The 26343-nt window shown below is 38.0% G+C and carries 26 protein-coding genes; 20 read left to right on the top strand and 6 right to left on the bottom strand.

Annotated elements, in window-relative coordinates:
- Nucleotides 1–36: 36 nt before the first annotated feature.
- The 4 genes from ND812_RS14645 to ND812_RS14630 form a co-directional block, all read right to left on the bottom strand.
- Entirely contained in the window at nucleotides 37–3378 is a 3342-nt protein-coding gene (locus tag ND812_RS14645; RefSeq protein WP_265376126.1) for a GH36-type glycosyl hydrolase domain-containing protein, read from the bottom strand.
- Entirely contained in the window at nucleotides 3336–5036 is a 1701-nt protein-coding gene (locus ND812_RS14640) for an ABC transporter ATP-binding protein/permease (RefSeq protein WP_265376125.1), read from the bottom strand. The genes ND812_RS14645 and ND812_RS14640 overlap by 43 nt, the downstream gene beginning before the upstream one ends.
- Nucleotides 5037–5089: 53 nt before the next feature.
- Nucleotides 5090–5422, bottom strand: a complete 333-nt coding sequence (locus tag ND812_RS14635; protein WP_407658564.1) for a globin — start codon at nucleotides 5420–5422, stop codon at nucleotides 5090–5092.
- A gap of 173 nt (nucleotides 5423–5595) precedes the next feature.
- A complete protein-coding gene (locus ND812_RS14630; protein WP_265376124.1) occupies nucleotides 5596–5766 on the bottom strand; it encodes a hypothetical protein in 171 nt (56 codons plus the stop codon).
- 252 nt (nucleotides 5767–6018) lie between these two features.
- Between ND812_RS14630 and ND812_RS14625 the strand changes: the two genes are divergently transcribed.
- From ND812_RS14625 to ND812_RS14530, 20 genes are all read left to right on the top strand, one after another.
- A complete protein-coding gene (locus tag ND812_RS14625; RefSeq protein WP_265376123.1) occupies nucleotides 6019–6909 on the top strand; it encodes an alpha/beta fold hydrolase in 891 nt (296 codons plus the stop codon).
- On the top strand, nucleotides 6894–7487 hold the full coding sequence (locus ND812_RS14620) for a TetR/AcrR family transcriptional regulator (protein ID WP_265376122.1): 594 nt from the start codon (nucleotides 6894–6896) through the stop codon (nucleotides 7485–7487). The genes ND812_RS14625 and ND812_RS14620 overlap by 16 nt, the downstream gene beginning before the upstream one ends.
- A gap of 48 nt (nucleotides 7488–7535) precedes the next feature.
- A complete protein-coding gene (thrS, locus tag ND812_RS14615) occupies nucleotides 7536–9452 on the top strand; it encodes a threonine--tRNA ligase (RefSeq protein WP_265376121.1) in 1917 nt (638 codons plus the stop codon).
- 45 nt (nucleotides 9453–9497) lie between these two features.
- Complete coding sequence (locus tag ND812_RS14610) at nucleotides 9498–10385, top strand: hypothetical protein (protein ID WP_265376120.1); 888 nt, start codon at nucleotides 9498–9500, stop codon at nucleotides 10383–10385.
- An 89-nt stretch (nucleotides 10386–10474) separates the two neighbouring features.
- Nucleotides 10475–11038 (top strand): translation initiation factor IF-3, encoded by a 564-nt coding sequence (gene infC, locus ND812_RS14605; protein ID WP_108958836.1) that lies wholly within the window; start codon nucleotides 10475–10477, stop codon nucleotides 11036–11038.
- 6 nt (nucleotides 11039–11044) lie between these two features.
- On the top strand, nucleotides 11045–11245 hold the full coding sequence (rpmI, locus tag ND812_RS14600; RefSeq protein ID WP_002988170.1) for a 50S ribosomal protein L35: 201 nt from the start codon (nucleotides 11045–11047) through the stop codon (nucleotides 11243–11245).
- Between the two features lie 3 nt (nucleotides 11246–11248).
- Nucleotides 11249–11602, top strand: a complete 354-nt coding sequence (rplT, locus tag ND812_RS14595; protein WP_100727433.1) for a 50S ribosomal protein L20 — start codon at nucleotides 11249–11251, stop codon at nucleotides 11600–11602.
- A gap of 57 nt (nucleotides 11603–11659) precedes the next feature.
- Entirely contained in the window at nucleotides 11660–12295 is a 636-nt protein-coding gene (locus tag ND812_RS14590; RefSeq protein WP_265376119.1) for a hypothetical protein, read from the top strand.
- A 5-nt stretch (nucleotides 12296–12300) separates the two neighbouring features.
- Nucleotides 12301–12618: a cell division protein ZapA gene (locus tag ND812_RS14585; protein WP_265376118.1), complete on the top strand. Its 318-nt coding sequence runs from the start codon at nucleotides 12301–12303 to the stop codon at nucleotides 12616–12618.
- A complete protein-coding gene (locus ND812_RS14580) occupies nucleotides 12615–13199 on the top strand; it encodes a 5-formyltetrahydrofolate cyclo-ligase (protein WP_265376117.1) in 585 nt (194 codons plus the stop codon). The genes ND812_RS14585 and ND812_RS14580 overlap by 4 nt, the downstream gene beginning before the upstream one ends.
- Nucleotides 13200–13235: 36 nt before the next feature.
- Nucleotides 13236–13739, top strand: coding sequence for a chemotaxis protein CheW (locus ND812_RS14575; RefSeq protein ID WP_407658563.1), 504 nt, complete (start codon nucleotides 13236–13238; stop codon nucleotides 13737–13739).
- A gap of 18 nt (nucleotides 13740–13757) precedes the next feature.
- Nucleotides 13758–16976, top strand: a complete 3219-nt coding sequence (locus ND812_RS14570; protein ID WP_265376116.1) for a chemotaxis protein CheW — start codon at nucleotides 13758–13760, stop codon at nucleotides 16974–16976.
- Complete coding sequence (locus tag ND812_RS14565) at nucleotides 16973–18040, top strand: protein-glutamate methylesterase/protein-glutamine glutaminase (protein ID WP_265357377.1); 1068 nt, start codon at nucleotides 16973–16975, stop codon at nucleotides 18038–18040. The genes ND812_RS14570 and ND812_RS14565 overlap by 4 nt, the downstream gene beginning before the upstream one ends.
- Nucleotide 18041: 1 nt before the next feature.
- Entirely contained in the window at nucleotides 18042–18404 is a 363-nt protein-coding gene (locus tag ND812_RS14560) for a response regulator (RefSeq protein WP_002975323.1), read from the top strand.
- A complete protein-coding gene (locus ND812_RS14555; protein WP_100727440.1) occupies nucleotides 18405–19148 on the top strand; it encodes a segregation and condensation protein A in 744 nt (247 codons plus the stop codon). It abuts the gene before it with no gap.
- A 6-nt stretch (nucleotides 19149–19154) separates the two neighbouring features.
- On the top strand, nucleotides 19155–19793 hold the full coding sequence (gene scpB / locus ND812_RS14550) for an SMC-Scp complex subunit ScpB (RefSeq protein ID WP_265376115.1): 639 nt from the start codon (nucleotides 19155–19157) through the stop codon (nucleotides 19791–19793).
- Nucleotides 19786–20877, top strand: coding sequence for a prephenate dehydratase (gene pheA / locus ND812_RS14545; RefSeq protein WP_265376114.1), 1092 nt, complete (start codon nucleotides 19786–19788; stop codon nucleotides 20875–20877). Before scpB ends, pheA begins: the two co-directional genes overlap by 8 nt.
- Entirely contained in the window at nucleotides 20874–21767 is an 894-nt protein-coding gene (locus ND812_RS14540) for a prephenate dehydrogenase (RefSeq protein WP_265376113.1), read from the top strand. Before pheA ends, ND812_RS14540 begins: the two co-directional genes overlap by 4 nt.
- Nucleotides 21764–22921, top strand: coding sequence for a DUF1343 domain-containing protein (locus ND812_RS14535; protein ID WP_265376112.1), 1158 nt, complete (start codon nucleotides 21764–21766; stop codon nucleotides 22919–22921). The genes ND812_RS14540 and ND812_RS14535 overlap by 4 nt, the downstream gene beginning before the upstream one ends.
- 54 nt (nucleotides 22922–22975) lie before the next feature.
- On the top strand, nucleotides 22976–23566 hold the full coding sequence (locus tag ND812_RS14530; protein ID WP_265376111.1) for a LemA family protein: 591 nt from the start codon (nucleotides 22976–22978) through the stop codon (nucleotides 23564–23566).
- A 67-nt stretch (nucleotides 23567–23633) separates the two neighbouring features.
- Here the strand turns inward: ND812_RS14530 and ND812_RS14525 are convergent, their stop codons facing one another.
- Complete coding sequence (locus tag ND812_RS14525; RefSeq protein ID WP_265376110.1) at nucleotides 23634–25064, bottom strand: MBOAT family O-acyltransferase; 1431 nt, start codon at nucleotides 25062–25064, stop codon at nucleotides 23634–23636.
- A gap of 1 nt (nucleotide 25065) precedes the next feature.
- The gene (locus ND812_RS14520) at nucleotides 25066–26304 is read right to left on the bottom strand and encodes an LA_2490 family SGNH/GDSL-type esterase (protein ID WP_265376109.1); all 1239 of its coding nucleotides are present in this window, start codon (nucleotides 26302–26304) and stop codon (nucleotides 25066–25068) included.
- Nucleotides 26305–26343: the final 39 nt, after the last annotated feature.

The following is a 26343-nucleotide window of genomic DNA, read 5'->3' as shown; positions in this document are numbered from 1 at the left end:
AAACGTATGGGTGTGAAAGATTCACTCATACGTTTTTTACTCGATTCGTATCACGAAAGTATTGATTCCTTCCTTTTTATACTTTAGAATCATTTCTTGATTCACTTTGAATCCCCCCAATCGATATGGATTAGATAGTCGTTCCAAAGGAATGTTAACACCATTGAATTGAATGGAATGGATACATCCATTCTCAGGCTGTATATTGTATATGGCTTCGAATTTTGTATCAAATCGATCGAAGTTGATTTTAAGCCCGTTGAAATCTTTAGGCATCATGGGATCAAAAATAATTCCATCATGGAAACATTGGATCCCAAGCAGCGACTCATAAAATAATTTTAAAAAGATTCCAGGACCACTGGAATAAACCCTCCAACCTCCTTCGAGTTGGATATCTCCTTTCCATAACATTTCGTAATTTTTTTCTGCATCCTCTCTATCCAAAAAAAATGCATCCGAGCTCGAGTAATAACAATTAGATTGCCTGATCCGACTTTGGGGAATCCGTTTATTGATACCGATTGGGTTTGTTAGATTCAATTGTGTGAAAAATTCATTTGATTTTCCCATATAAGCAAGTGCTTCACAATACCGCAGATGAGCATGTGTGTACATGAGTCCAATTTCCCTTCCAAAGTAACTGGCTGTTTCTGCCCTTTTGAAAAAGGTAGACTTCCCTTTTTGGTATGGAACTGGCTTATTGAATAAACGAACTCCATCGGGACCAGTTAAGTGTTGTTTGATGATCTTTAAATGATATTCTGCTTCTTCCGATGTGAAAACATTGGAAAGGATTCCGTAAATCATGGGAAGGATACTGTACTGAATTTTTGTTATAATATCTTTGGGATGTAAATATACGATATTCTTTTTATTTGGGAAAAATTGAACCAGTCCTGCAATGGTATGATTTTCCATACATTCAGAATGGATCTGTTTTGTTAGAGTATGAAATAAGGTTTGGTATTCTGATTTTTTGGTTTCATTTCCGATCCAATCATAAAACCAGATGAGTTTTTGATAGAGTTGAGTTTGTAGTTCCGCAGTCCATGTACTCACAGCATGGGATTGAAAGGATGGTTCTTTTGGTTGCATCGAATCATTCCAATCACCATTTCCGTATTTAGGTAAAATTGTATTCTCGATGAATCGATTTTTGATTTCGAGTAAAGTAATTTCAATTCCCTCTAAAATACTTCGTTTGGAAGTTCTTGTTGGGTTTGTCGTAAATTCATCCAATATGGACCTGTCATTACTTCTTTCTAAATAGGTTAAAATACAAATGATAGGCCAATAGAGTATGTCCCCATGGGAATCATTGGCTCTAATATGTTTGTCCCTTCCATATAACATAAACCATTGTGGCCAATCTCCGTTTTCATTTTGTTCGCTGAAGACATGGATGAGTAATTCACGTATGACGGAAAAATTTCCAGATGATAAAAGGAATTCAAAGGCTCCTTGGCATACATCTCTAGTCCCCCATCCACCGCCAGAAAATTGTTCTAATCCCCTTGGATTTAAAAAATGAATTTCAGCATTTTGTTTGAACCAAGGTAAGATATCAATCATCTCTAAAAGTTCTGCATTTTTGAGTGTTATTGCTGAATTCAGAAGGGATTGGTATTCGATCCCATTTTCTCTTTTTGTTAGGGAAGGGCTTACATCCTTTTTTTCAACATTCAATTCTCCGTAAATTTGCAACGTTAGTTCGGAATGGATTTCTGTTTTGATTGTGAGATAAGGCAAACCAATTGACTTTCCCTTTTCCAATAACAAACGATCATCTGAAACTAAAAATTGATTTATCTGATCCGAATGAATTCGAAATCCTTTCCCATCCAATCGTTCAAAGAGGGAACTCTTTTGGTTGGGAATGATTAATATGGATTCGTTCTCTATGACAATGTTCGGTGGAATTGGTAAGTCTCCGTTTTCGCCGTCAAGTCCCGTAGAAAAGGAAAACAAAACTTCCAATGGAGAACCAATCGAATTCAAAAATGATACTGAAAGTGAATCATCAAGGTTTGATTTCACTTGGATTCTAATTGTATTTTCCTCGAGAAGATACACCCATTCTACAACATCGGGAAGGTATGATTGGTAGGATGGATTTCCCAATTTTTTCCAAACAGAATTTACCTTACAAAAAATACGAAGTCCTTTGGAGTTACTCGTTCCTAAGTCACCTGTTTTTCGTGATAAAAAAAGGTTTAAACTCGTATGACCTTGTGTGAGTTGGGAAATAAAGATACCATTAAAATAACAAGTGGCAGTCAGGGATGATTCTTTTGGTACAAACTCATTACCTGTTCGAAGGATTTGTCCTTGTGGTCTTAGGCAATGGATTTCTTTTTCTCTGAGTGTCACATGTTTTGATTGTTCGGTAAAAAAAGAAAGCAAAGTTCCTTCTTGGCTGAATTCAATGTTCCGCCAAGGATTCGGAAATAGTTCTTTTAATTGGCTCTTAGAGATAGGTCCACCCTCTATACTTTCTCCTTGATGAAACAAACTAATGTTTGTTTCTCTTCCTTTCGCTAATTCAGAATCATTTGCCTCCCAACCATGTTGGCAGAGTTTGATTGTATCGGAGATAGAAGGTGACTGCTCAATGGTTTCCAAGTTTTCAAAGAGGAAAGAATAAAAATGGCAACCAAATGATTGGTTAGGTTTTACCTCTATCCCTTCTGTTCTAAGTCCCACCATCGAATGTTCTCCCTGGAGTCTTCGGTTGGGAAACTCAGACAATTTACCTTGGTGGAAAATATCCTTACCATCTGTCGCATAAGACCTGATAGTTTGATCCGAAAATGTAAGACAGGCTGGGTTTTTTCCGAACACAGATTCATTCTGTCTCGAAAGAATGGAAATACCAAATTCTTTCGTAAGATAGACTTCATGGTGGATGTATTGTGAAACAAAAGCTTCATTGAGTCTTGCCGCAGAATAATCACAAAGACCCAGATCCAATGTATTCACTAAACGAACTGTCACTGTATCATTACTTTGGTTTGTTACATTTGAATACACTCTCCAACAGCTAAGATTTTTGTGTAATTGAAGTTTTGTGATGAATTGCAAACCATCAATGTTTCTTTGGATGGTAATTGTGTTTTCGGATGTTTTGATAACGGGGGATCCCAAAGGAGAAAATAAAGGTAATGTAAATGTGTGAGATTTTTTTTTATATTCGATCGTAAGATTGGTAAGGCTTGTTTCTAATTCATTTCCCAAATACAAATTTACGAATATGTTATTAAAAAAAATAGAATGGAAGGAAAGATTGGATAAAATTTGAATTTTGAGTCCCGATTTGTTTTGGAGTAAATACATCAATTTTCCTTTAAGAATGGACTCATTGGATTCAATGTCCATTTACCAAAATGGCCGAAGTTTAAGTGGTAATCATATTCAAGTGCAGTTTCTTCCCCTTTTGCTAATATGATGGTAGTGATACCGAGAGAATGAAAATTCTTTAATACTTTTGAAACTTCGAATTTTCCGACACTGGATGTTGGTCTATCGATGACAACAAACTTGGGTTTTGCAAATTGGATTCTGATTGTTGATACTTTGAATTTTTCGGCTAATGAGAGTTCGTCGTCCCATTCCTTGAGTGCCGATAATCCACCTAGTCGTTTGACAAGTGTATCTAAACCATGGTATTTTAATTCTTTCATAACCTGTGAGTCTGGAATTGAACTTCCTAGAAATGCAGGAACAATGACATTTCGTAACCTTCCAGGTGGAAGGTAGGGTTGTTCTGGTAAAAATAATACTTCGTCACGGTTTGGTTTTAAGATTCGTCCTTCGTTTTCATTGTTTAGCCCCGCTAAGGTTCTAAAAAGAATTAGTTTAGTGGTTTCATCAATTGCCGTTATGAGCCAACGTTCCTTTCTTCTGATTTTAAGGTTCAGGTTTTGGATGAGATATTTGGATTTGTCATTTGCATACAGACTAAATTGATCAAAGATGATCTCGTCTAAATGGAAATTATCTTGTTCTTTTTGTTTTACAGTTTTAATCGATTCTTCCATTGCTGTATCTAAAGATTGTAAACGTTTTACCACAGCGCTAAAGGAAGAAATTGATTGGAATTGAGTCACGATTAGAGAAAATGCATTCAATAATGTTGTAAATGCAAGTCCTGCCTGTGTAATCACGCCAAATTGAATTTCTCCTCGCATATAACTTGGTGCAATGAGTAACATTGGTATGATTTGAATGAAATAATTATAACTATTGGTAAAAAGACTTAATCGTAAATTGACAGAGATCAACTTTTTAAAGTTTGTCACTAGTTTTTTCAGTTTTGATTTTAAGCGAACGGACATTCGTAATTCACGATGGGTTAGGGCAATGGACTCTGCATGTTGTTTGATATGAAGTAAATCAGACCGGTAATTGGCTTCTAAATCGAGTTGGTTGTAGTTGATTCGTATCAGATCTTTACCTAAAAGTATTGTCGAAATGGTTCCGATCATCGCATACAATATAGCAACAAAAAATAGTATTGGATTGATACTCCAAAGTACACCTGCAAATGAAACCGCAGAGAAAACTCCTCCTAAAAAAAGTAAGATAAAAGACAAAGTAGTGGTAGTGAAGGCTTTTACATCATCAGTAATCCTTTGGTCAGGATTTTCGATTCCTTTTTTGTTTAGAATCGAATGGTAAGTTTTTTCACTTAAGTATGATTCTGTAAATCTCCAAGTTAACTGCTCTCTCCATAATACACCTAGTCTTTCTTCGATAAATCGATAAATACCTCCTATCGCAGATGAAATGATAAAAACAATTCCATACAACAAAGCATAATGAAAAAAAGACTTAGAGTTTTTTTGTTCCAATGCTGAAATAAAATCTCTCCCTACAAAACTATTGAGAACATTAAATCCATTGAATGTTATGACAAGAAGGAGTAAAAAAATACTATATCGGATGGCTGCGGGCCCTTGCTTAGAGTGAAACAATTGAGAAATGAATCGAAGTAAATGTTTGGTAATGGATGGTTTGTTAGGTTTTGTCAGCATGAATGAATTTTGATTTCATTTGAATCAAAATTCATTGGATTGCAAGGTTTATTTTAAGATTCTATTAATTGGATGGTGGTATCGGTCCAAACTTCTTTTGAGACCAAAGAAATCTCATGGTTCCACAAATCGGAAGAAGATTCTTCCAATGTATTTAAATATACAGAAACAAGTTTGGAGAAGATTTCTCTCGGAATTGATAACTTTTGGTATTGGTTCGCTAATTTCAAAATTTCTTTTTTTAAGGACTTCGGGTTATTTAGTTTATCTATAATCGATTCTAAAATTTGATGTAATGGAACCAAATCTCCTTCGTCGGTTGTTCCATTGGAATTTTCAAGATTCACTTTTTTATTTAATGCTTCGAGCCTACTTGCCACATTCACCACATCACCCAAAACAGTTTGGCTCTTAAACTCAGAATGGCCAATATCTCCATAGATGACATTCCCTGTATGGAGTCCTAACCAATAGCAAATGTAAAATTAAAACGATCTTTCATCTCAGTATTGAACTTTTTTAATTGATCAAACATTCGCAAACAAGCACGGATGGCTGATTACGTTGTTTCTGTTTTGAGATTTTGGTTCTCTTTCGCATACAAAATCACGGCAAAACATTCTTCGCCGGTTTTGGAAGACTTCGACTCACTTCTGACTGTTTTTAAATCTTTATTATCGTGAATGATCCTTCGCACTCCCACCACATAAATGATACAACGGATAATCATGTTTGAGTGCAGTTTCTAAGATGGTTGTCCCTTTTTTTCTGATTTTAAACGGGTGGTTTCTTTGTCGTAAAATATGATCTGCAAAGTTTTAAATCCAAGTATCAGGAGAATGGATTAAAATACGTGTTTTTTGTAGCTGGAGAAAGTAAGAATTCTTGTTTTTGACCAAAATTGAAACAACCGAAGACCAAAATTGGAAAAACTGATAAAAAACTAATTGCATTAGTTAAATAAACTAATTATATTAGTTTTATGAAATTTCTCTACCACTATTTCCCCATTTTATTACCCATTCTCTTCCCATTATGCCTTTGGGCAGAAGATTTCCAAAACAACGAGAAATTGATCACTTCTTATTTCCCATTAGAAGAAGGAAAAATTGCCTATACAAAGTCTGGATCAGGCAAACAGAATTTTATCTTATTACCTGGGATAGGTGATCGAAAGGAAAGTTATTCTGATTTGGTCCATTTATTAAAAAATGATGGGAACGTATATGCCTTTGATTTGCGAGGTATGGGTGAATCAGATGTTAGTTTTTCTTCCTATGGGCCGAAGGAAACCGCGATGGACATTCTCTCCTTCATTCAGAGAAATAATCTGCAAAATGTTTACATCATTGCTAATTCGATGACAGCGGCATCTGCTGTTTACATCCAGTCGAAAGAGAAAAAACGAGTGTTAGGAATGGTTTTATCAGGACCTTTTGTTAGAGACAAAGAACCTATTTCCTGGGGATTAAAATCAATACTGCAAATTGCCTTTCGTGGCCCTTGGGGCCCAAGTGCCTGGGTCAAATTTTATGAATCACTTTTTCCGATCCAACCACCAAAAGATTTGGAAACACGTAAGGAAAAACTCAAAGAAAATCTAAAAGAAGAAGGGAGGATGGCCGCACTTCGTTCTATGTTATTTGCACCAAAAGAAGAATGTGAAAATGAGCTTGTCCATGTAAAAGGGAATCATATCATCATCATGGGATTAAAGGATCCTGATTTTTCAAATCCGGAAGAGGAAACAAATTGGATACGGGATACCATTGGTGGAACGGTTTATCTTTATGAAAATGTTGGGCATTATCCGTTTGTAGAAGAACCCAATCGTTTTTATTCAGATATAAAATCATTATGGCAAAAAAAATAAAAAACAAAATCGGAAGACCCAAAAAAGGCCAAACCCAAATCAGTCGTAGTTTGATTTTGGATTTAGCATGGGAAACCATTCAAAACGTGGGTTTTTCCGAATTTCGTTTGGCAACTGTTGCAGAGGCACTTGGCATTCGAACACCTTCGCTTTATAACCATGTAAAAGACACCGAAGATATATTTGGAGAGATCAAAAAGAGGGCCTTGCAATTATTAGGTGACAGATTAGAAGGAAACTTAAAAAAAACCGATTCCATTAAAGAACGGATTCCAAACTTTTTAAAATCCTATCGAAGTTTTGCAAAAGAATTCCCTCATATGTACCCACTTGTCATCGTTTCTACCGAATCGGATCCAGAACTCAAATTACTGGGAGATCGAATTTTACAACTCTGTTTGTTTGCATTCCAATTCGAAACTTTAGACAAAGAAGTGGTCCATCGAATTCGGATCATTCGTTCTCTCGTACATGGATTTATTGATCTGGAACGAGAGGGTGGTTTTGGCCGTAAGGAGTCAGTCGAAGAAAGTTTTGTGAAACTAACAGAATCTCTCGAAACAGGAAAACTCTGGTAAAACTTTACTTTTCGGGAGAATGAGCGTGCGAAAACTGGGATTACACTTATGGCAGCACTTACGATTACATTACCCGATGGAAGTTCCAAGGAACTCGAATCCGGAAAGTCATTTTCTGATTTTGTCCAAAACCAACTGCCTTTCTTAAAAGAGAAAGCTCTTGCCGTTGTCTTGTCCGATGGACGGACTGTTGATTTATCTTTTGTTCCTACCGAAAACACGAGTGTCAAATTTCTCACCTTTGATGACAAAGATGGAAAAGAAGTTTTCCACCATTCCTCTGCCCACTTACTAGGGATGGCTGTCCAACGAATATGGCCTCATGCAAGACTCACTGTGGGTCCTGTCATCGAGAATGGTCCAGGGTTTTTCTTTTACGACATCGATTTTGGTGAAACCATCATCACTGTGGATGACCTACCAAAAATCGAAGTGGAGATGGGAAAAATTGTCAAGGAAGACCTCACTGTCAAACGTTGGGAACTTTCCAAAGAAGAAGCCATTGAAAAATTTAAAAAAGAAAACGAACCTTATAAAGTAGAACTCATCCAAGGATTTGAAGCCGCCTCTGTTTCGTTATACGGTCAAGGGGAATGGTATGACTTATGCCGTGGACCTCACGTGGCACGCACTGGCCAACTAAAAGCCTTCAAACTCACTGCGATTTCGGGTGCGTATTGGAAGGGTGATTCCAAAAATAAACAACTCACTCGTATTTATGGAGTGTCTTTTCCCACCAAAAAACAGTTAGATGAATATATCTTTCTCATTGAAGAAGCCAAAAAAAGGGACCACAGAAAACTTGGGAAGGAACTGGATCTTTTTAGTTTCCAAGACGAAGCACCTGGGTTTCCGTTTTGGCATCCGAAAGGTACTGTTCTTTGGAACACTCTTGCTTCTTACATCCGTGAAGAATGTTTTAGACGTGGTTACCAAGAAATCAAAACTCCTGCGATTTTAAATTCTTCCCTTTGGAAAAAGTCAGGTCACTGGGATAATTTTAAAGAGAATATGTATTTCACTGACATCGATGAAAGTGAGTTTGCCGTCAAACCGATGAACTGTCCTGGTTGTTGTTTGATTTACAAATACCATATGCACTCGTATCGGGAATTACCCCTTCGGTTTATGGAACTCGGGAATGTACATAGGCATGAAATGTCGGGAGTTCTTCACGGGCTTTTCCGTGTTCGTGCGTTTACACAAGATGATGCTCATATCTATGCTCCATTGGAAAAAGTAGAATCCGAAGTCGAAGACATCATTGATTTTACCTTTGATGTGTACAAAAAATTTGGGTTTACCGAATTCAAAACTTTCATTGCGACAAGACCTGAAAAATCACAAGGAAGTGATGAAGATTGGAACCTCGCCACACAAGCATTACATGATGCATTAAAGAAAAAAGGAATCGAATACGGGATCAAAGAAGGAGACGGGGCATTCTACGGGCCAAAGATTGAGTTCAATATCAAAGACTCACTTGGTAGGTTATGGCAATGTGGAACCGTTCAAATTGACTTCTCCATGCCAAACCGTTTTGAATTAGATTTCACAGCGTCGGATGGAAAAAAACATGCACCTGTCATGATCCATAGAGCCATTTACGGGTCCCTCGAACGTTTTATTGGAATTCTCATCGAACACTTCGAAGGAAAATTTCCACTTTGGTTAAATCCAATCCAAATTCGTGTCTTAACTGTGGCAGAAACTCATAGTGATTATGCGAAAGAAGTATATCAAGATTTGGTAATGCATGGATTTCGAGTCGAACTCGATGTTCGGAATGAAAAAATTGGAAGTAAAATTAGGGATTCCATCATGAAACGGTGCAGTTATACACTCATCCTTGGGGATAAAGAAAAAGAAGCAGGAAGTATCTCTTTCCGTCGTATGGGTGATGAAAAAACAGAAACAGTTTCTCGTGATGGTTTCCTCTCTCTCCTCAAAGGGGAGCTGAACTAAAGAAATTTCTTGACTAACACTGGTGGGTACATATGGTTCCTACCAGTGTTCAAGAGTCAAATCATATCTACATCGAAAGAACCAGTTACACTTTATCTGGACCTTCCGATACACCCACCGTATGACGTCTGTGATGCGTATGATGCTATCCCCATGATAAACCTTCCCATTGCGGATGGTGTTACTCTCGGGTGGAAGGTGAGTCATATGCAATTTGTGGATGGAATGGGGAAAGATGTTTCCTTTGATTGTCCAAACATTGTCATCACTGGGGGACAAAATTTAGGGAACAAAGCCGTTTCATTGTATGTAGTCGCTGCTTTTTACGATGTTTCTGATCGTTTATTGTCTTGCCAAACTTCCGAACACTGTATCCAACCTTGGGAACGTTACGATGTCCCTGGTTTATGGAGCCGATTTCCTTTTTCCATTTCTGAAATTTCTCGCGTCTGTTTACGGATTACCATCTCCGGTTGTGATACAAACGAAAGAATCGAAACTCCACTACCCATTGGTTCTTCAAGACCTATGAAAAAGGAATCCAAACGAGAATGGAAACGCGCCGAACATGTGGTCGGTACTTACTGTTTCCAAAAATGGAACCCGGGCAAAGGGGAACTTTTGTATGCTACTGAACCACTCACCAAAGAAAATAAACTTCGATTCCGATTGGAACGAAAGGAAAACCAAGGGTTTCATTATCTAGCAATTGTTCCTTCCACCAATCCGATTCCGAGTGACCGAAAGTATGACAATCTCATTCAATATGTCCTGTATGATGAGTCCGGTCGGATTTGCCATGGAGGATCTTGTATGGGAATGGGAAACCATGGGGAATACCTTTCCCTTGTCCCCATTTTACCTGGAATCCTCCAAAAAGAATCCCTTTCCATCGAATATGTGGTGTGGGAAGGGCCTTCTGGAACGCTTTAACCCCTGAACATCGGCATTTGCAAAGAAATGTACTTGCGTGCCTAGTTTTTCATCCGAAATTGGAAATTGAAAGAAATTTCGGAGACTGAATGCAGAAACGGCCCAACCCTAGAGGGAACCCAAACCAAGATAAATTCGCCCACATCAGAATTAACGAACAAATTACCAATGTAGCATCGATTCGACTCGTCAGTGACGAAGGATCTGATATCGTTACTCTGGAAGAAGCGCTCAGAAGAGCAAAGGAAGCTAACCTTGATTTGGTGGAAGTCTCGGGAGACCAGGATGTTCACGTCTGTAAGTTGATCGATTTTGGGAAATACAAATTCGAACTTCTTAAAAAAACGAAAGAAGCGAAAAAGAAACAACACGTAGTCACGGTTAAAGAAATCAAAATCCGCCCGCGGATTGATAACCATGACTTCGAGATTAAGAAGCGTCATGCTTTAGAATTCTTGCAAAAGGGTGATAAGGTAAAAGTGACACTTCGATTCCGAGGCAGAGAGATGGTTCACTCTGAAATTGGAATGAATATTGTTAACCGGTTTGTCGAGGACCTAAAAGAGCATGCCTCTCCCGAAAAAATGCCGGTACACGACGGAAAGACGATAGTTGTCGTGATGAACCCACTTAGTGAAAAACCTAAAGGATAAAAAACTATGTATAAGCTGAAGACAAATAGGGCAGCAGCCAAACGTTTTAAGTTTACCAAATCTGGTAAAATCAAACGTGGTTGTGCGTTCCGAAGACATATCTTAGAGAAAAAATCTCCTAAGATGAAACACCAAAGCCGTGGAATGCACCTCATCCATGAAACCGACTATAACCGTGTAGAAAAACTTCTACCTTACGGAGGTTAAACGATGCCACGCGCAGTCAACGGAACCATTCATAAGAATCGTAGAAAGAAACTACTTGCGAAAGCAAAAGGTTTTAGAGGTGGACGTTCTAAACTTTTCAGAACAGCAAAATCAGCTGTGATGAAAGCAGGTCAATGGGCATACCGTGACCGTAGAAAGAAAAAGTCCGAATTTCGTAAACTTTGGATTACGCGCATTAATGCTGCAGTTAGAGAAAATGGAATGTCTTATTCAAAATTCATCCATGCCCTCAAAACACAAGGCATCAACTTAGACCGTAAGACATTGGCTGATCTTGCTTACAACCACAAAGAAGTATTCAACGCCATCGTCGAAAAAACCAAAGTCGCTAAGTAAATTAGTGCTTGATAGGAATGGAATAGCTCGTCTATTCTATTCCATCGGATTGTTATCATGTTAAAAATCGAAACCATTGAAGAGCTAGAAAGTAAAGTTGTTAAGGCCCTTGAGCTCATCCAGGACCTAAGAACAGAAAATGCACGCCTAGAGACGGAAAACGAATCCCTCCGCGCGGAAAATGACCAAATGAAGCTCGCAATGGAGGAAAAAGAGCGCGAATTAAAAACACTTCGTTCTCAACTCCAAGACGCGACGGACGAATTAAACCAACTCAAAGAAAGAGAAGGTTTACTTGAATCCAAAGTCCACCAACTCCTTGGAAGATTAGATGGCCTACCGACTACAGGTAGTTCCACACCTAAAGCACCACTTGTGGATGCACCTGCACCTGCGGCGGCACCAGAAGCGACAGCTGCGGTTACACCAAGTCTCACAACAGAAGACGATGATGAAATTATCCTACTGGATGAAGATGAATCGGAATTCCACGGAGAAGATGTTTTAGAAAAAACTCCTGCCTCTGCTTCCTTTGAAAAAGAAGAACTCGTCGTAGAAACTGACGACGAAGTTCCAACTGTTGAAATTGATGAGGATGACGATATCATCATCGATGATGAAGATGAAGCTATTAGTGTATTTGATGCGGATGATGATGATGATTTTCTCATCATCGAAGACGATCCTAAATAATCCATATGGCAGACTCTGCCCAAAACTCTCATAAAATCACCAAACAAATCTTTGGTGAAACTTATACAATCGTAGGAGAAGCTTCTTCAGGGTATATTTCTGAAGTTGCTGACTACGTGGAAACACGCCTTATGGAATTGGGGAAAGTTTTACCCAATGCATCCAAAACCAAAATTGCTGTACTTTGTGCTCTGAATTTAGCTGACGAGTTATTCCAAATGCGGGATGTCACCGCCAAAGTGAATGAAAATCCTGAATTGGAAGAACGTACGAAAAAAATTATCTCTTTATTGGAAGAGGGAATCATTGGGGACCATTTTTGAATTTGATTTCCAAACAAGACGCAAGGAAGATCCTCAAAACCAATATCCCAAAACTGAGTGACCGAGAAGAGTTAGAATCAGCGATTCTCAAAAGACTATTTCCTTTATTGCAGGGAAACTCCAAAATCATCACTTATGTTCCTGACTTGCAATGGGAAGTGGATGTATTGCCCATCATTGAATCATCTCCCTTACCAAAACCCACAAGTTTTATTGAATCCAGGCATTCTGCGAAGTGGTACTTTCCTAAAGTTGTCAAAGACAAAGGATTATGTTTCCTTCGTCCGTTCTCTTTTGAAAAAGGACCATATGGAATCTTTGAACCGATCGGAGATGAGGAGATTTCCGTAGAGGAAGCGGATTTGATCCTGGTACCAGGTCTTGGTTACCATGAAAATGGATTCCGCCTTGGAAGAGGTGGTGGGTATTATGACCGCATTTTACACAAAGAATCGGTGCAAAAGAAAACAATAGGGTTTAGTTTTTCTAAATTTTTCCCCGTCCCATTCCAAGTAGAAGAACACGATGTTAAAGTCGGAAAAATGATTACGGAATTTCAGATTCATTCTTTTTTCGATTGAATCCACGTAGGATTCTGACACGATTCCAAGTAGTATATGGACCAAGAAAAACTCCTCACATCCCTTGCGGAAAAAACCAAAATGGAACAAGAGTCTGATTTAGGAGACCTTGAACAATTTCTTACCTTTACGATCGAAAAGGAATTTTTTGGGATCCGATTGCTATTGGTTCATGAAATTTTAAAACCTGTTCTAATTACTCGTATTCCTAATGTAGAAGATTATATTTTAGGAGTGATCAACTTAAGAGGGGAAATCATCCCAATTGTTGATTTGAAAAAAAGATTCCATAATACTGATTCTGACATTTATCCCATCTCGCGTATCGTAGTTGTTATGTTAGATGAAAAAAGAATTGGAGTTTTAGTCGATGAAGTCAAACAAGTTGTAAAAATCCAAAAGGATTTTATCAGTTATACAACTGATGACTTGTCGTTAAACTATAGTAAGATGGTTGAATCTGTATCACGTTACGAAGACCATTTGATTTTGAATTTGGATTTGGAACAAATTGTAAATTTTGTTTCTGCCACAAAGTAAGGAATAGGGGATACGACATTGGCTGGAATTTTAGGTGAATACACAGAAGTTTTCCTGGAAGAGTCCGAGGACCAAATTGAAGAACTCAATTCCAATTTGGTAAAACTAGAGAAGGACCACGAAAACCCCGAAATCATCAACGATATCTTTCGTGCAGCTCATTCCTTAAAAAGTTCATCGGCATTTGTTGGATTGTACAATTTATCCGACCTCGCTCACACGATGGAAAACCTTCTCCAAAAAATTAGAGAAGGTAGTTTAGAAATTAATGTTAAACTCGTAAATTTACTGTTTGAATGTTTTGATTTGATCAAACAAGTGATAGAAGGTGTCGCTAATGGTATCAAAGTGGAGACCCCTTTTACTGACATGATCCAAAAACTCCAAGATTATGAAGTATCAGTCTCTGGTGGTGGAAATACCTCTAAATCGGCTGTCACAACTTCTGGAACCAAACAAGGACAACTTGGAAACCAAACATCCATCGGGAATTTGACCGAAGACGAAATTTCTGAAATCAGAACTGCACTGAAAGAAGAAGACGGCCAATCTGCATTTACAGTTGACCTCCGTTTAAAAAACGAAACTCCGATGCAAAACCTTCGGTTATTACTGATTTTACAGTCAGTCAAACAGTCTGGTGTTATTGTACGTTGTAATCCATCCGAAGAAGCTTTGGATAATGGACAAGGTAGTTTCGCACTTTCATTTATTACTGTTACTAAATATTCAAAAGACGAATTATATACACAATGTAACATTGATATGGTGGATAGTCTTTCCGTAATGGAACTCCAAATCCCTCAAACGGAAATGGAAGCACTGGAAAAACAAGTCGAAGTCACACCAGCCGTAAACAATCCAGTAAGTTCAGTTTCGAGCGACACAGAAGAAAGGGTGGTGGTGAAAGGATCTGCCAATTTTGAAAAGGCTGTAACCGATTCAAAGGTTGTGATGCGAACCATCAAGGTATCCTCTGATAAACTCGACCAACTCATGAACAATGTGGGTGAGCTTGTGATCACAAACTCTGGATTCCAAAAAATCTATGATGATTTGGTATCACAGTTTGGGGAAGATTCTTTATTCAATGAACTAAAGGGTAAAATCGACCAAATCAATCGTATTTCCAAAGACCTACAAACAGGAATCATGAACATTCGAATGGTTCCGATTGGATCTGTATTCAATCGTTTCACTAGGCTGATTCGTGATTTGTCACTCGAAACTGGCAAACAAGTGAATTTAGTTTTACGTGGTGAAAATACAGAACTTGATAAAAAAGTTATCGATGCAATTGGAGAACCACTCATCCATCTCATCCGAAATTCAGTGGACCATGGAATTGAATCTCCAGAAGAACGAAAACTCGCAGGTAAATCGGAAGAAGGAACTGTCGAACTGAATGCTTACCAAGGCGGATCCAATATCCTTGTTGAAATTCGGGATGATGGTAAAGGCCTTAATAAAAATAAAATCCTAAAAAAAGCCATCGAACGTGGGTTAGTTACGGAAGCCGATTCTCAAAACCTATCTGAATCTGACATCTTTCAGTTTATTTTTGCTCCAGGTTTTTCTACAGCGGATAGAATTTCCGATATTTCAGGCCGTGGAGTTGGAATGAATGTGGTGAACAAACTCATTGAAGAGTTTAAAGGAAAAATCATCATCCATTCGGAAGAAGGAAAAGGATCTTCCTTTACCTTGTCTTTTCCGCAAGCACTTGCGATCATTCCATCCATCCTTGTGATCATGGAAGAAGAAGTGTATGCTTTCCCTTTATCTGAAGTATCTGAAACCATCAAAGTAAATCTCGACCAAATCACAACACTCGAAGGGCATGAGATCATCAACCTACGAGGGGAAGTCCTTCCGATCTACCGACTCAATCGAATTTTGGGTCTTGCCGACAAACAAGAAATGGTGGAAGTCCCTGTTGTGATTGTGAACTACAAAACAAGGAAACTTGGTTTTATGGTCGATGATCTCATTGGAAAACATGAAACGGTGATCAAATCACTTGGGAAAAATTTCCAAGACGTACAAGGGTTAACTGGTGCCACCATCATGGGAGATGGAACCATCATTTTGGTCTTAGACATTCCTGGGCTTGTTGAGATTGCTGCTGATAAAGTAGATTGGACTGATAAACTTGTATCTGGTGAGATGATGAAACGTTCATCCACAATCCGTTCCCTTGAAATGTCTGATTCTGAATACATATTCAAATCAAACCACCCCACAAATCGTTATAATGCGAAACTCATTGAGTTGCGGGCAAAAGACAAATCGCGAATCAAAAAAGAAAAACATAAAATCGAAAAACACATCATTGTTCCAAAAGAAGAGGTGTTTACTGAAGAACCTGTGACCAACCAAAAAATCACAACAGAAGTCACTAAAAAAGAAACTACAGTGAATGGGCAGAACGAAGATCATTCTTCCGTAAACGAAACCATTACTTCAACACTTGTATTGGATCATAAAACAGATGAGATCCATAGGCTTGCTGATATTGCAAAAATAGAAAATGTAAAACTAACGGAAAGAGAACAAGCTGCAGAAATCATTAAAGGTTTTGTCGAACAAAAAGAAGAGCGGCTCAATCAAGTAGCTTCGCTAAGTAATGAAGCTATCAATGAGATCATGTCTTCCAAAGACATAAAAAAATTGGAAAACATTGTTAACACGGGTATGATGAATGCTGGTGTTGTATTGTCTCAGTTAGTTGGTAAAGAAGTCGAGTTATTCATTCCCGAAATTAAACTTACGGACCGAGATGGTTTGGCGAAAGAATTCCGTTATTCGATGGACCAATTTTTTGGAATGAAAATCCGTATGACTGGTGATCTAAACGGAAATTTACTGATGATGTTTTCTGAAGAAAATGGTTCCGAAATTGCAAGAGAACTTCTTGGTTCTGAAGAAGCAAAGTATGCAGATGGCAGCAATCATAAATTATCAGATGATATGATGTCTGTATTATCTGAAATTTCCAATATTGTTTGTTCGAGTGTTATGAACTCTCTTTCCAACAAATTGAAAAAAGAAATTTTACCTTCTGTTCCTGAAATGATCACTGGTAGTTTTATGGAAGTAGTGGACATTGTAAAACCAGAAAGAACTAAATTTTTGTCGATGCATACAGAGTTTAACCACCAAGGCAGTAACCTAATTGGTGTTTTAGTATTTTTACCTGATTTTGACGAGTTAGTTGAGTTAATTCATAAATCATGAACAAAAAACCGACCGTTGTGATCATTGATGACTCACTTCTTGTGAGAAATATTTTAAGTGATGCGCTCACTAAAAAAGAGGAAGTTTCTGTGATTGCCACTGGCAAAACAGGGATGGACTGCATCGATCTTGCTGAGAAGTTAAAACCAGATTTTATCGTTTTGGACATCGAGATGCCCATCATGGATGGATTAACGGCTCTCGCTGAAATCAAAAAGAAAAAACTTCCGAGCCATGTGATCATGTTGTCGGTTCTTACGCAACATGGTGCCGATGCTACCTTTAAGGCACTGGAACTCGGAGCAGTTGATTTTATCCCAAAACCTTCGAGTGGAAATCAGTTTTCGCCAGAAGACATAGCAGCTGTTTTATCTCTCAAAATCAAAGGGTTTTCGGATTCAAAACTTGTTAGTCCGGAGCCCATTTCCCGCCCTGAACGGACCGAACGGCAATTAAATAAAAGTTTTCAAAAACCGATCCAAGTAGATGCTATCGGAATTGGAACCTCCACGGGGGGACCAAAAGCGTTACAAACCGTTTTTGCAGGAATTCCAGCTGATTTTGCAAAGCCCATTTTTGTTGTGCAACATATGCCAGCAGGATTTACAAAAGCTTTTGCAGACAGGTTAAATTCTTTGTCTAAAATACATGTGAAAGAAGCAGAACAGGGTGATTTGGTGCAAGCAGGAACCGCTTACATTGCCCCTGGTGACTACCAAATGAAGGTAGTTTCAAAAGGAAAAGATCGTTTCATAGAGCTTACACATTCAGAACAAGTGAATGGACATAGACCTTCCATTGAAGTATTATTTGATAGTTTGGTGGAAACATATGGAGGCGATCATTTATTATCCATGATCATGACAGGTATGGGTAAAGATGGATCACATGCCATTTCCAACATACACGCGAAAGGTGGTATTACTTTGGCGCAGAATGAAGCAACTTCTGTTGTGTATGGAATGAACCGTGTGGCTGTAGAACTTGGGGGAATTGATTTTGTTCTCCCAGTGGACGAATTAGTACCAAAAATGATTGAATTATTAAAGTCGAGAGGGAATTAACATGGCAAGAATTTTGGTTGTAGATGATGCAAAATTCATGAGAACGCTCGTTAAAGATGCGTTAGTTGGAGCAGGTCACGAAATCGTTGGTGAAGCAGAAAATGGTAACATTGCGGTTGAGCAGTATAAAAATCTCAAGCCGGACTTAGTCACCATGGACATTACCATGCGCGAAAAGGATGGGATTGAAGCAACAAAAGAGATTATCAAATTTGATGCTTCTGCTAAAATCATTATGGTTACGGCACTTGGACAAGAAGACCTTTTAGCAAAGGCAATCAAAATGGGTGTGAAGGATTTTGTTGTGAAACCTTTCCCTCCTGAAAGATTGCAACAAGCTGCCGCAAAAGCATTAGGTTTATAAATGTCCCAAACCCCGGAGTTTATCGTCCGGTGGCAAAACCAGGACGGTGGATTGACTGAAGGACCTTTGACGGTTTTATGGTCTCTGATTGATAGTTATAAGGTGGATATCTTTGAAGTCTCCCTTTCGCGTATCACATCTGATTTCATTCAATTTTTGAGAACGAGTCAATCCTTGTCCATTGAGCTCACTTCCGAGTTTGCTGTGATGGCATCCCATTTGGTATACCTGAAATCCAAAGCTCTACTTCCAGACCCTGGTTTTGAAGAAGAAGACTATGACCCACCCCTTCCTAAGGAACTTGTGGACAAACTTTTGGAACACAAAAAATTCCAAATGGCGGGACAACGATTAGCAGAATTGGACAGATTGACCGCAGGTATGTTCACGCGGGAAACAAACCAAGTTTTGGATGAGACCGAAAATTGGTTGGATGTGAGTCTTGTTGATCTCATTTCTGCCTTCAATTCTATCTTGGAACAAGAAAGTTCCAATGAAGCCGAAGAACAAATACCAATTTACGAAGGGGTATCCCAATATTCGGTCGAAGACAAAATGGCATACCTGCAAAATCTCCTTGAAAAAACTGGCGAAATTCACTTCATGGATTTGTTTGAAAATGACAAACCAGAAAAAAAAGAAATCGTCGCAGCCTTCCTTGCTGTATTAGAAGTTGTTAAAATCCGAGTTTGCAAAGTGATCCAACATGCAGTTTTCGGAGAAATCAAAATAGTCAAGGTTTAGATCAATTTGGAAGAAAGAAACTATACAAAGGGCCTTCTTGAGGCACTTCTCTTTTTATCTTCAGATCCAATCAAATTATCTGCACTGGCTAAGTCTTGTGGAATTGAAAAAACAGAAGCAAGAGAACTTTTAGATGAATTGATTCTTGATTACCAAGAAAGAGAAGGTGGTTTTTTACTCAGAGAAATCGCTGGTGGATACCAATTCATTACAAATCAAAAATACAGCGAAATTCTATCTCATATTTTTAAAGATAAAAAAAGGGAAACTCTTTCTCGGGGAACACTCGACACTCTTGCCATCATTGCTTACAAACAACCAATCACCTTGACTGAGTTAGATGAGATTCGTGGAGTTTCATCAAGGGCCATGGTGGCAAGTCTCATGTCCAAAAAATTGGTGAAAGCTGTCGGACAAAAAGAAGTTCCAGGTAGACCCACTTTATACGGTACCACAAACGAATTTTTATTACATTTTGGTTTGAGTAAACTAACAGACCTTCCAACACCAGTGGAAGTCAAAGAACTCAAATTTGAAGATTTTACACCTGAGTCTATCATTGTAACCGATGAAACTGAAATGAATCCTGATTTTGATTTGGATTCGTTACCAGAAGAATTAAAAGAAGAGAATCCAAATGAGTAATGCAGAAGAAGAATTAAAAAAACTCCGTTCTGGTATTGACTCACTGGACACTCAAATCATTGATCTCATCCAAAAAAGAGCAGGGTTTGCACAAGAGATTGGCCGTGTGAAAAAAGAATCGGGTGGTCCCATTTACCGACCTGATCGTGAAAAAGATGTATATGAAAAAGTCACACAACTTTCGAAAGGCCCTTTACCTGCTTCTGTGATACGAGCCATTTACCGGGAGATGATGTCTGGAACGATTGCCTTAGAACACCCGTTAAAGATTGGTTTTTTAGGTCCAGAAGGAAGTTTTTCTCATTCCGCTTTACGTTCCAAATTTGGGACATCAATTGAAGCGGTTCCACAGACTTCGATTCCCGACGTATTCCGAATGGTGGAAGAAGAAAAATTAGATTATGGTGTTGTCCCTGTTGAAAATTCAACAGAAGGACAAGTGAGTTCCACTTTGGATATGTTTCTTGAAACAGACCTCACCGTGTATTCGGAACTTTACCAAAGGATTTCTTTTTCATTATTAGGTTTTGAAACTGACCTTGCTGCAGTGAAACGAATTTATGGGATCCGAATTGGAAATGAACAATGTCGGAATTGGATTTCAGCTAACTTACCCAATGCGGAAGTTGTGGATACTTCTTCCACTGCCATGGCAGCAAAATTAGTATCAGAACGAAAAGATGGCCTTGCCATTGCATCCAAAATTGCGGGAGAAATTTACAAACTAAACGTGATCGCGGAAGGGATTGAAGATTATTCAGGAAATACCACAAGGTTTTTAGTCATAGGGAAAACAGAATCACCCGTGACAAAAGAAGATAAAACTTCGATTGTTTTTTCCATTCCTAACCAAACAGGTTCTTTATTTCAAATACTCAAAACCTTTCATGATGCTTCCGTGAATTTAACAAAAATTGAATCTAGACCACTCAAACGAAATTTATGGGAGTATCATTTTTTCATCGATTTTCTTGGTCACAAAGCAGATCCAAAAATTAAGTCTCTACTCGAAACAGTAAAATCTCAATGTACAATCTTTAAACTGCTTGGATCATATCCTACCGCAGGATCTTTCCCGACATGAAACTTGATCGTATCCTCATTTATGGAATGGGGCTTATGGGTGGATCTTTGTCTCTTGCCATTCGAGAAAAGTATCCAAATGCAGAAATTAGTGCGGTTGTTCGTTCTAAAAAAAGTAAAACAACAATCCTTTCGAAAAAATTGGCAAATCATGTATTCACATTAGAAGAAAATCCAAAGATTGAATGGGAATATTTTGATTTAGTTGTATTCAGTACACCTGTTGCAACTGTACTGAAACTCATTCCCAGTTTACCAAAATCAGGAAAGACAATTTATATTGATTTGGGATCCACCAAACAGTCAATTGTTGATCTTGTGAATAGTCATTTTGGTGATAACGAACACAATTATATTTCAACACATCCAATGTGTGGATCTGAACAAACTGGACCGGAAGCTGCAGTGCCAAGTTTGTATGTTGATAAACTTTGTATTTTAACAAAACCTACATTGGCGAGCCAAACAAGCTTTGATTTTGTGAAACAATTTTGGGAATTGATAGGTTCGTGGACCATTCAAATGGATGCAAAGGTCCATGATGAAACTTTGGCATATGTTTCTCATTTGCCACATGTGATTTCGACAATCCTTGTGAATGTTGCTGGTAAAAATCAAACAACGATGGACCAAGTAAATTCAATCCGAAAACCAATTACAGGTGGGGGGTTTCGTGATATGTCGAGGATAGCGGGCTCAAATGCGGAGATGTGGGTTTCTATTTTTAAAGAGAATCAATCCTTTCTCATCGATTCAATTGATCAATTCATTTCCCAACTTACAGAATTTAGAAATTTATTTTTAGATGATGTTGGACTAGATGAATCCAAAATGATTTCCATTTGGGAATCAGCACTCGAGAAAAAAGAAACAATTCAAAAAAACAAATGAAGTTTCTGAAGAATATACAAAAGTTAAATGGTTGTCAGGCGGGCATTTTAACGAATCAAAGTGCCTTTGGTTATCTCGGAAAGTATCATTTCCAAACCTATTCTGAAATCTTCAATTTAAAAACTATCTTTTTGCCCGAACACGGATTGTTTGCTGAGTTACAAGACCAAGTAAGTGGAGATGAGTTGTCTTATCTTTTTGGAGACATGCAAATTGTAAATTTGTATGGTAAGGAAGAGAGTAGTTTAGTCCCACCGAAAGAGAGTTTGAAAAATTTAGATGTAGTGATCATCGATATTAAAGATGTTGGTTCACGTTATTATACATTTTTAACGACTGCCTATTATATCTTAGAAGAACTTTCTAAATTAAAAAAAGAAACTGGTAAATCACCAGTCTTTTTAGTAATCGATTGTCCCAATCCAATTGGTACAAAAGTGGAAGGAAGTCCCTTACAGGAAACTTACCAATCGTTTGTAGGTGTCAAATCAGTCCTCCACCGCCATGGTCTCACACCAGGAGGTTTATTGACATATTATAATGAAACGTTTCATTTGAATGTTGATGTAGTAGTTGTTCCTGTTGGTGTTTTCCACCCAACGAAGGTTACATCGTTTGAATGGGTTCCTCCATCCCCCAATATTCCAACACAAAACACTTGTTATGTGTATCCAGGTATGTGTTTATTAGAGGGAACAAACTTATCGGAAGGAAGAGGCACAACAAAACCATTCGAAACATTTGGTGCACCTTATCTATTGGGCAAAGAAAAGTTAGAATTGGATAAACGATTGTTATCCCACCAAAAAGGTAGGTTTTTATTACGTAATTTACGTTTTTTGCCTACATTTCATAAATATGCGGGAATCATTTGTGAGGGTTACCAATTAATGGTTTTGAAACCCAAACAATTCCATTCATTGTACTTCACCTTGTATTTTTTAAAACAAGTGCATGAATTGTTTCCAAAACAATTTGAGTTTTTAAAAGGAGTGTATGAGTTTCGATCGGACAGACCAGCCATTGAACTTCTTGCTGGTGATTCCTATTTACTTGACTATCTGCACGGAAAACATTCCGATTCTGACCTAGAAAGGTATTTGGAAGAAAACGAAACAGTTTGGAACAAGGCAATAAAACCATTTCGGTACTAATTTTTTTGACAAATTGGTGTTGCAGACCGACTAAAGGTTAGGTATACAATGACCATGACAAAACTGTTTCGAACCATCATTCTATTTTCCCTCATGACAACTTTATTCACCAATTGTGGTTACAATCGAATCCAAGAGTTGGATGAAGAAGTTTCGGCTTCTTGGGCAGAAGTGCTCAACCAATACAAAAGAAGAGCTGATTTAGTTCCCAATTTAGTTTCTGCAGTGAAGGGTTTTGCAAACCAAGAAAAAGATATCATGAAAGGGATTGCCGAAGCAAGAGCAAAAATTGGATCCATCCAAGCGACTCCTGAACTTGTTAACAATCCTGAAAGTTTAAAACAATTTGACCAAGCACAAGGACAACTGGGTTCTGCATTGTCTAGACTCCTTATGATCCAAGAAAACTATCCACAGTTAAAATCAGACCAACATTTTTCAGACCTGATGGCACAACTAGAAGGAACTGAAAATCGTATCACTGTTGCAAGGAACCGATTCATTAAAGCTACAAAAGAGTTTAATGTTTATATTCGTCAATTCCCTGCAGTTTTAACTGCAAAAGCATTTGGATATGAATCAAAAGCAACATTCACTGTCGAAGACCAAAAGACGATAGAAAATGCCCCGAAAGTTGAATTCTAATTCTTAGACCAAATCATTACAAACTAGATTTGTGTGAGAAAAAACCGGTGAAAGCCGGTTTTTCTTTTTAGAATTGGAAGTATAAAAATGGACTGGAAACTGTTACGCTATAAATGATAAACGATGTCACATAGAGCAATATGCAAGTTGGGACTAAAAAGTACAAATTGTCTGTGATAAATGCAAATCGATCTTCTTTCTTATCTTGCATGATATCAATAAAGAATAAAAATCCAACTAACACAACCAAGCTGAGACTCATTTGAGGGAATTGGCCAACCGCGCCTGTAAACGCTCGTTCTAACATAATATTGGTGATACCCATTCCTGTGGGGACTTCTGGAGTTGCTTTCGCACGAAAGAAAAAACAAGACAATACAAAAACACCCACTGGGTAAATTGGTTGGATGTATCTAGGGACTTTGTTCCAGGCAGTACGCATAGTTTCAAATTTAAAAACAAATTTTTCAACCACCATCATTGTGGAGTGGAGAGTGCCCCAAAACACAAAAGTCCAATCCGCACCGTGCCAAATTCCAGAAACAAATGTAGTAATGAATAAATTGACATAAGCTAAAATTTCACCTCTACGGTTACCACCTAACGTAATGTATACATAATCTCTCAGCCAGGAACTAAACGAGATATGCCATCTTCTCCAAAGTTCACTAAGTGTACCCGATAAAAAAGGTCGGTCAAAGTTTTTGGGAATATGAAAGCCAAGAATTCTTGCCGTACCAATTGCAATATCTGAGTAACCTGAAAAATCACAATAAATTTGAACTGCGAATAAAAAGGCTGCAATCCACATCGCAATCCAATTGTATTCCGTTGGATTTGCATAGATAGGATCGATCACATACGATACAGGATCTGCAATGAATGTTTTTTTAAAGATTCCCCAAAAGAGTTGTTTTAATCCATGTTTTAGATTGTCTTTTGTGAAGTCCTTAGAATCTAAAAATTGATGTAATACATCACTTGCGCGTAAGATAGGTCCTGCCACAAGTTGTGGGAAAAATGACAAAAAAAGACCAAAGTGGAAAATGGATTTAGCTCTTTCTACAACACCTTTGTAAACATCTACCGCATACGAAACAGCTTGGAGGGTGAAAAAACTAATCCCCATGGGAAGTAAAATTCCGGATTTTTGAACAAACTCAGGATCACAGGGAGTGAAGGAAAAAGTTTGGTTCCAGACTGTGATTGAGAAATCTAAATACTTAAATACAAACAATAAACTTAAATTACTCCAAACCGCTACGTTTAACCAAAAAATCTTTTTATTTTTTGATTGGGTTTCCTCCATATAATCGACTGCAAGTTTTGTGATGACAAAAGAGAAAACGAGTAAAATGAGAAATGGAATTCTGAAAATTGCATAAAAATACAAACTAACAATGAATAACCATAATCCTTGGAATCGTTTTGGAATTAGGAAATAAATGAATATGACTACTGGTGCGAAGATTAAATAATGAACTGAGTTAAAGAGCATTTTACTTTGTTTCCTTTAAGGCAGATCGAATGGATTCAGATGCCCAAAGATTTCCGAGTTTTGTTAGGTGGCCATCACCAGGAATATAATAATCTTGGATGCCTGCTTTTTTTGTTTTTCCATGTATGGTAAATTCACGGCCACACATATTGTCGGTGTATGGTAAAATTTCCAACGTTCTGATCCTTTTGGATTCTAAATACCGTTTTGCTCTAAGAGCATAATTTCCTAATCGATTGTATTTGCCAAGCTGACGGCAATACACCTCTTCAATTTGCATCGGTAATAAAACTGGAATCCATTCGAAACCTTTCTCTTTCGAAAACTGAATCATCTGATCATAGGCTCTCGTAGTGGTTTCAGGAAGTGGCTCTAGGTCATCTGTATTGATTGGAGTATCTGAACATTGGATTTGTAAATTAGGAATGGGAGTGGGGCAAATGAATGTATCAGAATTTTCGCATGTAACCTTTTTGACAGGTATTATAAATGCTTCTTTTAAATACTGGAGAGGGGATTCCATAATTTGATTGGAATCCATATTCATGATGTATTTGGTTTGTGCCCATTTTACTTTTGTTTGTTCATAAGCAAGTTTCAGTGCTTGTAATAAATAAGAAACACGAGTGAGTTCAAACTGAATGCGAAATTTATTTTTCCATTCTTGATCATTTTCGTGGAGGGCATCATTTTCATCATCAGGCAAAATCCCTTGTGCACGTAATTCCTCAGGCATGGTAAAGTCATTCGGAGAGATAAAAAAGAGAACCTTTTTGATATTTGGAATTTTGTTAGATAAATCTTTTAGGCGTTTGTAGGATCCAAGAGAACCATAAGCATCAACTCCAAAATTTAAACTTTGGTACAGGGTTCCATTTTCCTCATATCCATTGAGTTTCGAACAAAACGTATCCTCGTCAGAAACTCCAAATCCCATCACAAGACTATCGCCTAGGCAAACGAGTTTGGGTTTTTCTGGAATGGGTTCTTCTAAGCCACGTAGCCCAAGGGAATTTGTTGTGAATTGCCCTTGCCAGAGGTCCGCATAGTGTCGGACAAACCTGCTTTCATTTGGGGCAAGAGTGACGCCATATTCTGGGTGGTATGCATGCAAAAGTTTAACATCACGGTAATAACGTAAGGCAGGAGGATTGGCAAGGCGAAAGATCCCTTCCAAGAACAATAAAGCGAACGGGAAAAGTAGGACAATGGCTCCCCATCGTTTCCAGTTTAAGATCATATCCCTCTAAACTTTCGAATGGGACTTAAGAATCAAGCA

The sequence above is a fragment of the Leptospira limi genome (assembly GCF_026151395.1).
Taxonomy (GTDB): Bacteria; Spirochaetota; Leptospiria; order Leptospirales; family Leptospiraceae; genus Leptospira_A; species Leptospira_A limi.
The sequence above is the reverse complement of the archived record's forward strand: the minus strand, read 5'-3'. Positions and strand labels throughout refer to the sequence as shown.

What these genes read in the sequence shown, in the direction of transcription:
- ND812_RS14645 (WP_265376126.1), bottom strand. Translation starts at nt 3,378, where the DNA reads ATGGACATTGAATCCAATGAGTCCATTCTTAAAGGAAAATTGATGTAT.
- ND812_RS14630 (WP_265376124.1), bottom strand. Translation starts at nt 5,766, where the DNA reads ATGATTATCCGTTGTATCATTTATGTGGTGGGAGTGCGAAGGATCATT.
- thrS (WP_265376121.1), top strand. Translation starts at nt 7,536, where the DNA reads ATGGCAGCACTTACGATTACATTACCCGATGGAAGTTCCAAGGAACTC.
- ND812_RS14585 (WP_265376118.1), top strand. Translation starts at nt 12,301, where the DNA reads ATGGCAGACTCTGCCCAAAACTCTCATAAAATCACCAAACAAATCTTT.
- ND812_RS14540 (WP_265376113.1), top strand. Translation starts at nt 20,874, where the DNA reads ATGAAACTTGATCGTATCCTCATTTATGGAATGGGGCTTATGGGTGGA.
- ND812_RS14575 (WP_407658563.1), top strand. Translation starts at nt 13,236, where the DNA reads ATGGACCAAGAAAAACTCCTCACATCCCTTGCGGAAAAAACCAAAATG.
- rplT (WP_100727433.1), top strand. Translation starts at nt 11,249, where the DNA reads ATGCCACGCGCAGTCAACGGAACCATTCATAAGAATCGTAGAAAGAAA.
- ND812_RS14560 (WP_002975323.1), top strand. Translation starts at nt 18,042, where the DNA reads ATGGCAAGAATTTTGGTTGTAGATGATGCAAAATTCATGAGAACGCTC.
- ND812_RS14620 (WP_265376122.1), top strand. Translation starts at nt 6,894, where the DNA reads ATGGCAAAAAAAATAAAAAACAAAATCGGAAGACCCAAAAAAGGCCAA.
- ND812_RS14535 (WP_265376112.1), top strand. Translation starts at nt 21,764, where the DNA reads ATGAAGTTTCTGAAGAATATACAAAAGTTAAATGGTTGTCAGGCGGGC.
- ND812_RS14640 (WP_265376125.1), bottom strand. Translation starts at nt 5,036, where the DNA reads ATGCTGACAAAACCTAACAAACCATCCATTACCAAACATTTACTTCGA.
- ND812_RS14565 (WP_265357377.1), top strand. Translation starts at nt 16,973, where the DNA reads ATGAACAAAAAACCGACCGTTGTGATCATTGATGACTCACTTCTTGTG.
- ND812_RS14530 (WP_265376111.1), top strand. Translation starts at nt 22,976, where the DNA reads ATGACAAAACTGTTTCGAACCATCATTCTATTTTCCCTCATGACAACT.
- pheA (WP_265376114.1), top strand. Translation starts at nt 19,786, where the DNA reads ATGAGTAATGCAGAAGAAGAATTAAAAAAACTCCGTTCTGGTATTGAC.
- ND812_RS14525 (WP_265376110.1), bottom strand. Translation starts at nt 25,064, where the DNA reads ATGCTCTTTAACTCAGTTCATTATTTAATCTTCGCACCAGTAGTCATA.
- ND812_RS14520 (WP_265376109.1), bottom strand. Translation starts at nt 26,304, where the DNA reads ATGATCTTAAACTGGAAACGATGGGGAGCCATTGTCCTACTTTTCCCG.
- ND812_RS14590 (WP_265376119.1), top strand. Translation starts at nt 11,660, where the DNA reads ATGTTAAAAATCGAAACCATTGAAGAGCTAGAAAGTAAAGTTGTTAAG.
- rpmI (WP_002988170.1), top strand. Translation starts at nt 11,045, where the DNA reads ATGTATAAGCTGAAGACAAATAGGGCAGCAGCCAAACGTTTTAAGTTT.
- ND812_RS14555 (WP_100727440.1), top strand. Translation starts at nt 18,405, where the DNA reads ATGTCCCAAACCCCGGAGTTTATCGTCCGGTGGCAAAACCAGGACGGT.
- ND812_RS14625 (WP_265376123.1), top strand. Translation starts at nt 6,019, where the DNA reads ATGAAATTTCTCTACCACTATTTCCCCATTTTATTACCCATTCTCTTC.
- infC (WP_108958836.1), top strand. Translation starts at nt 10,475, where the DNA reads ATGCAGAAACGGCCCAACCCTAGAGGGAACCCAAACCAAGATAAATTC.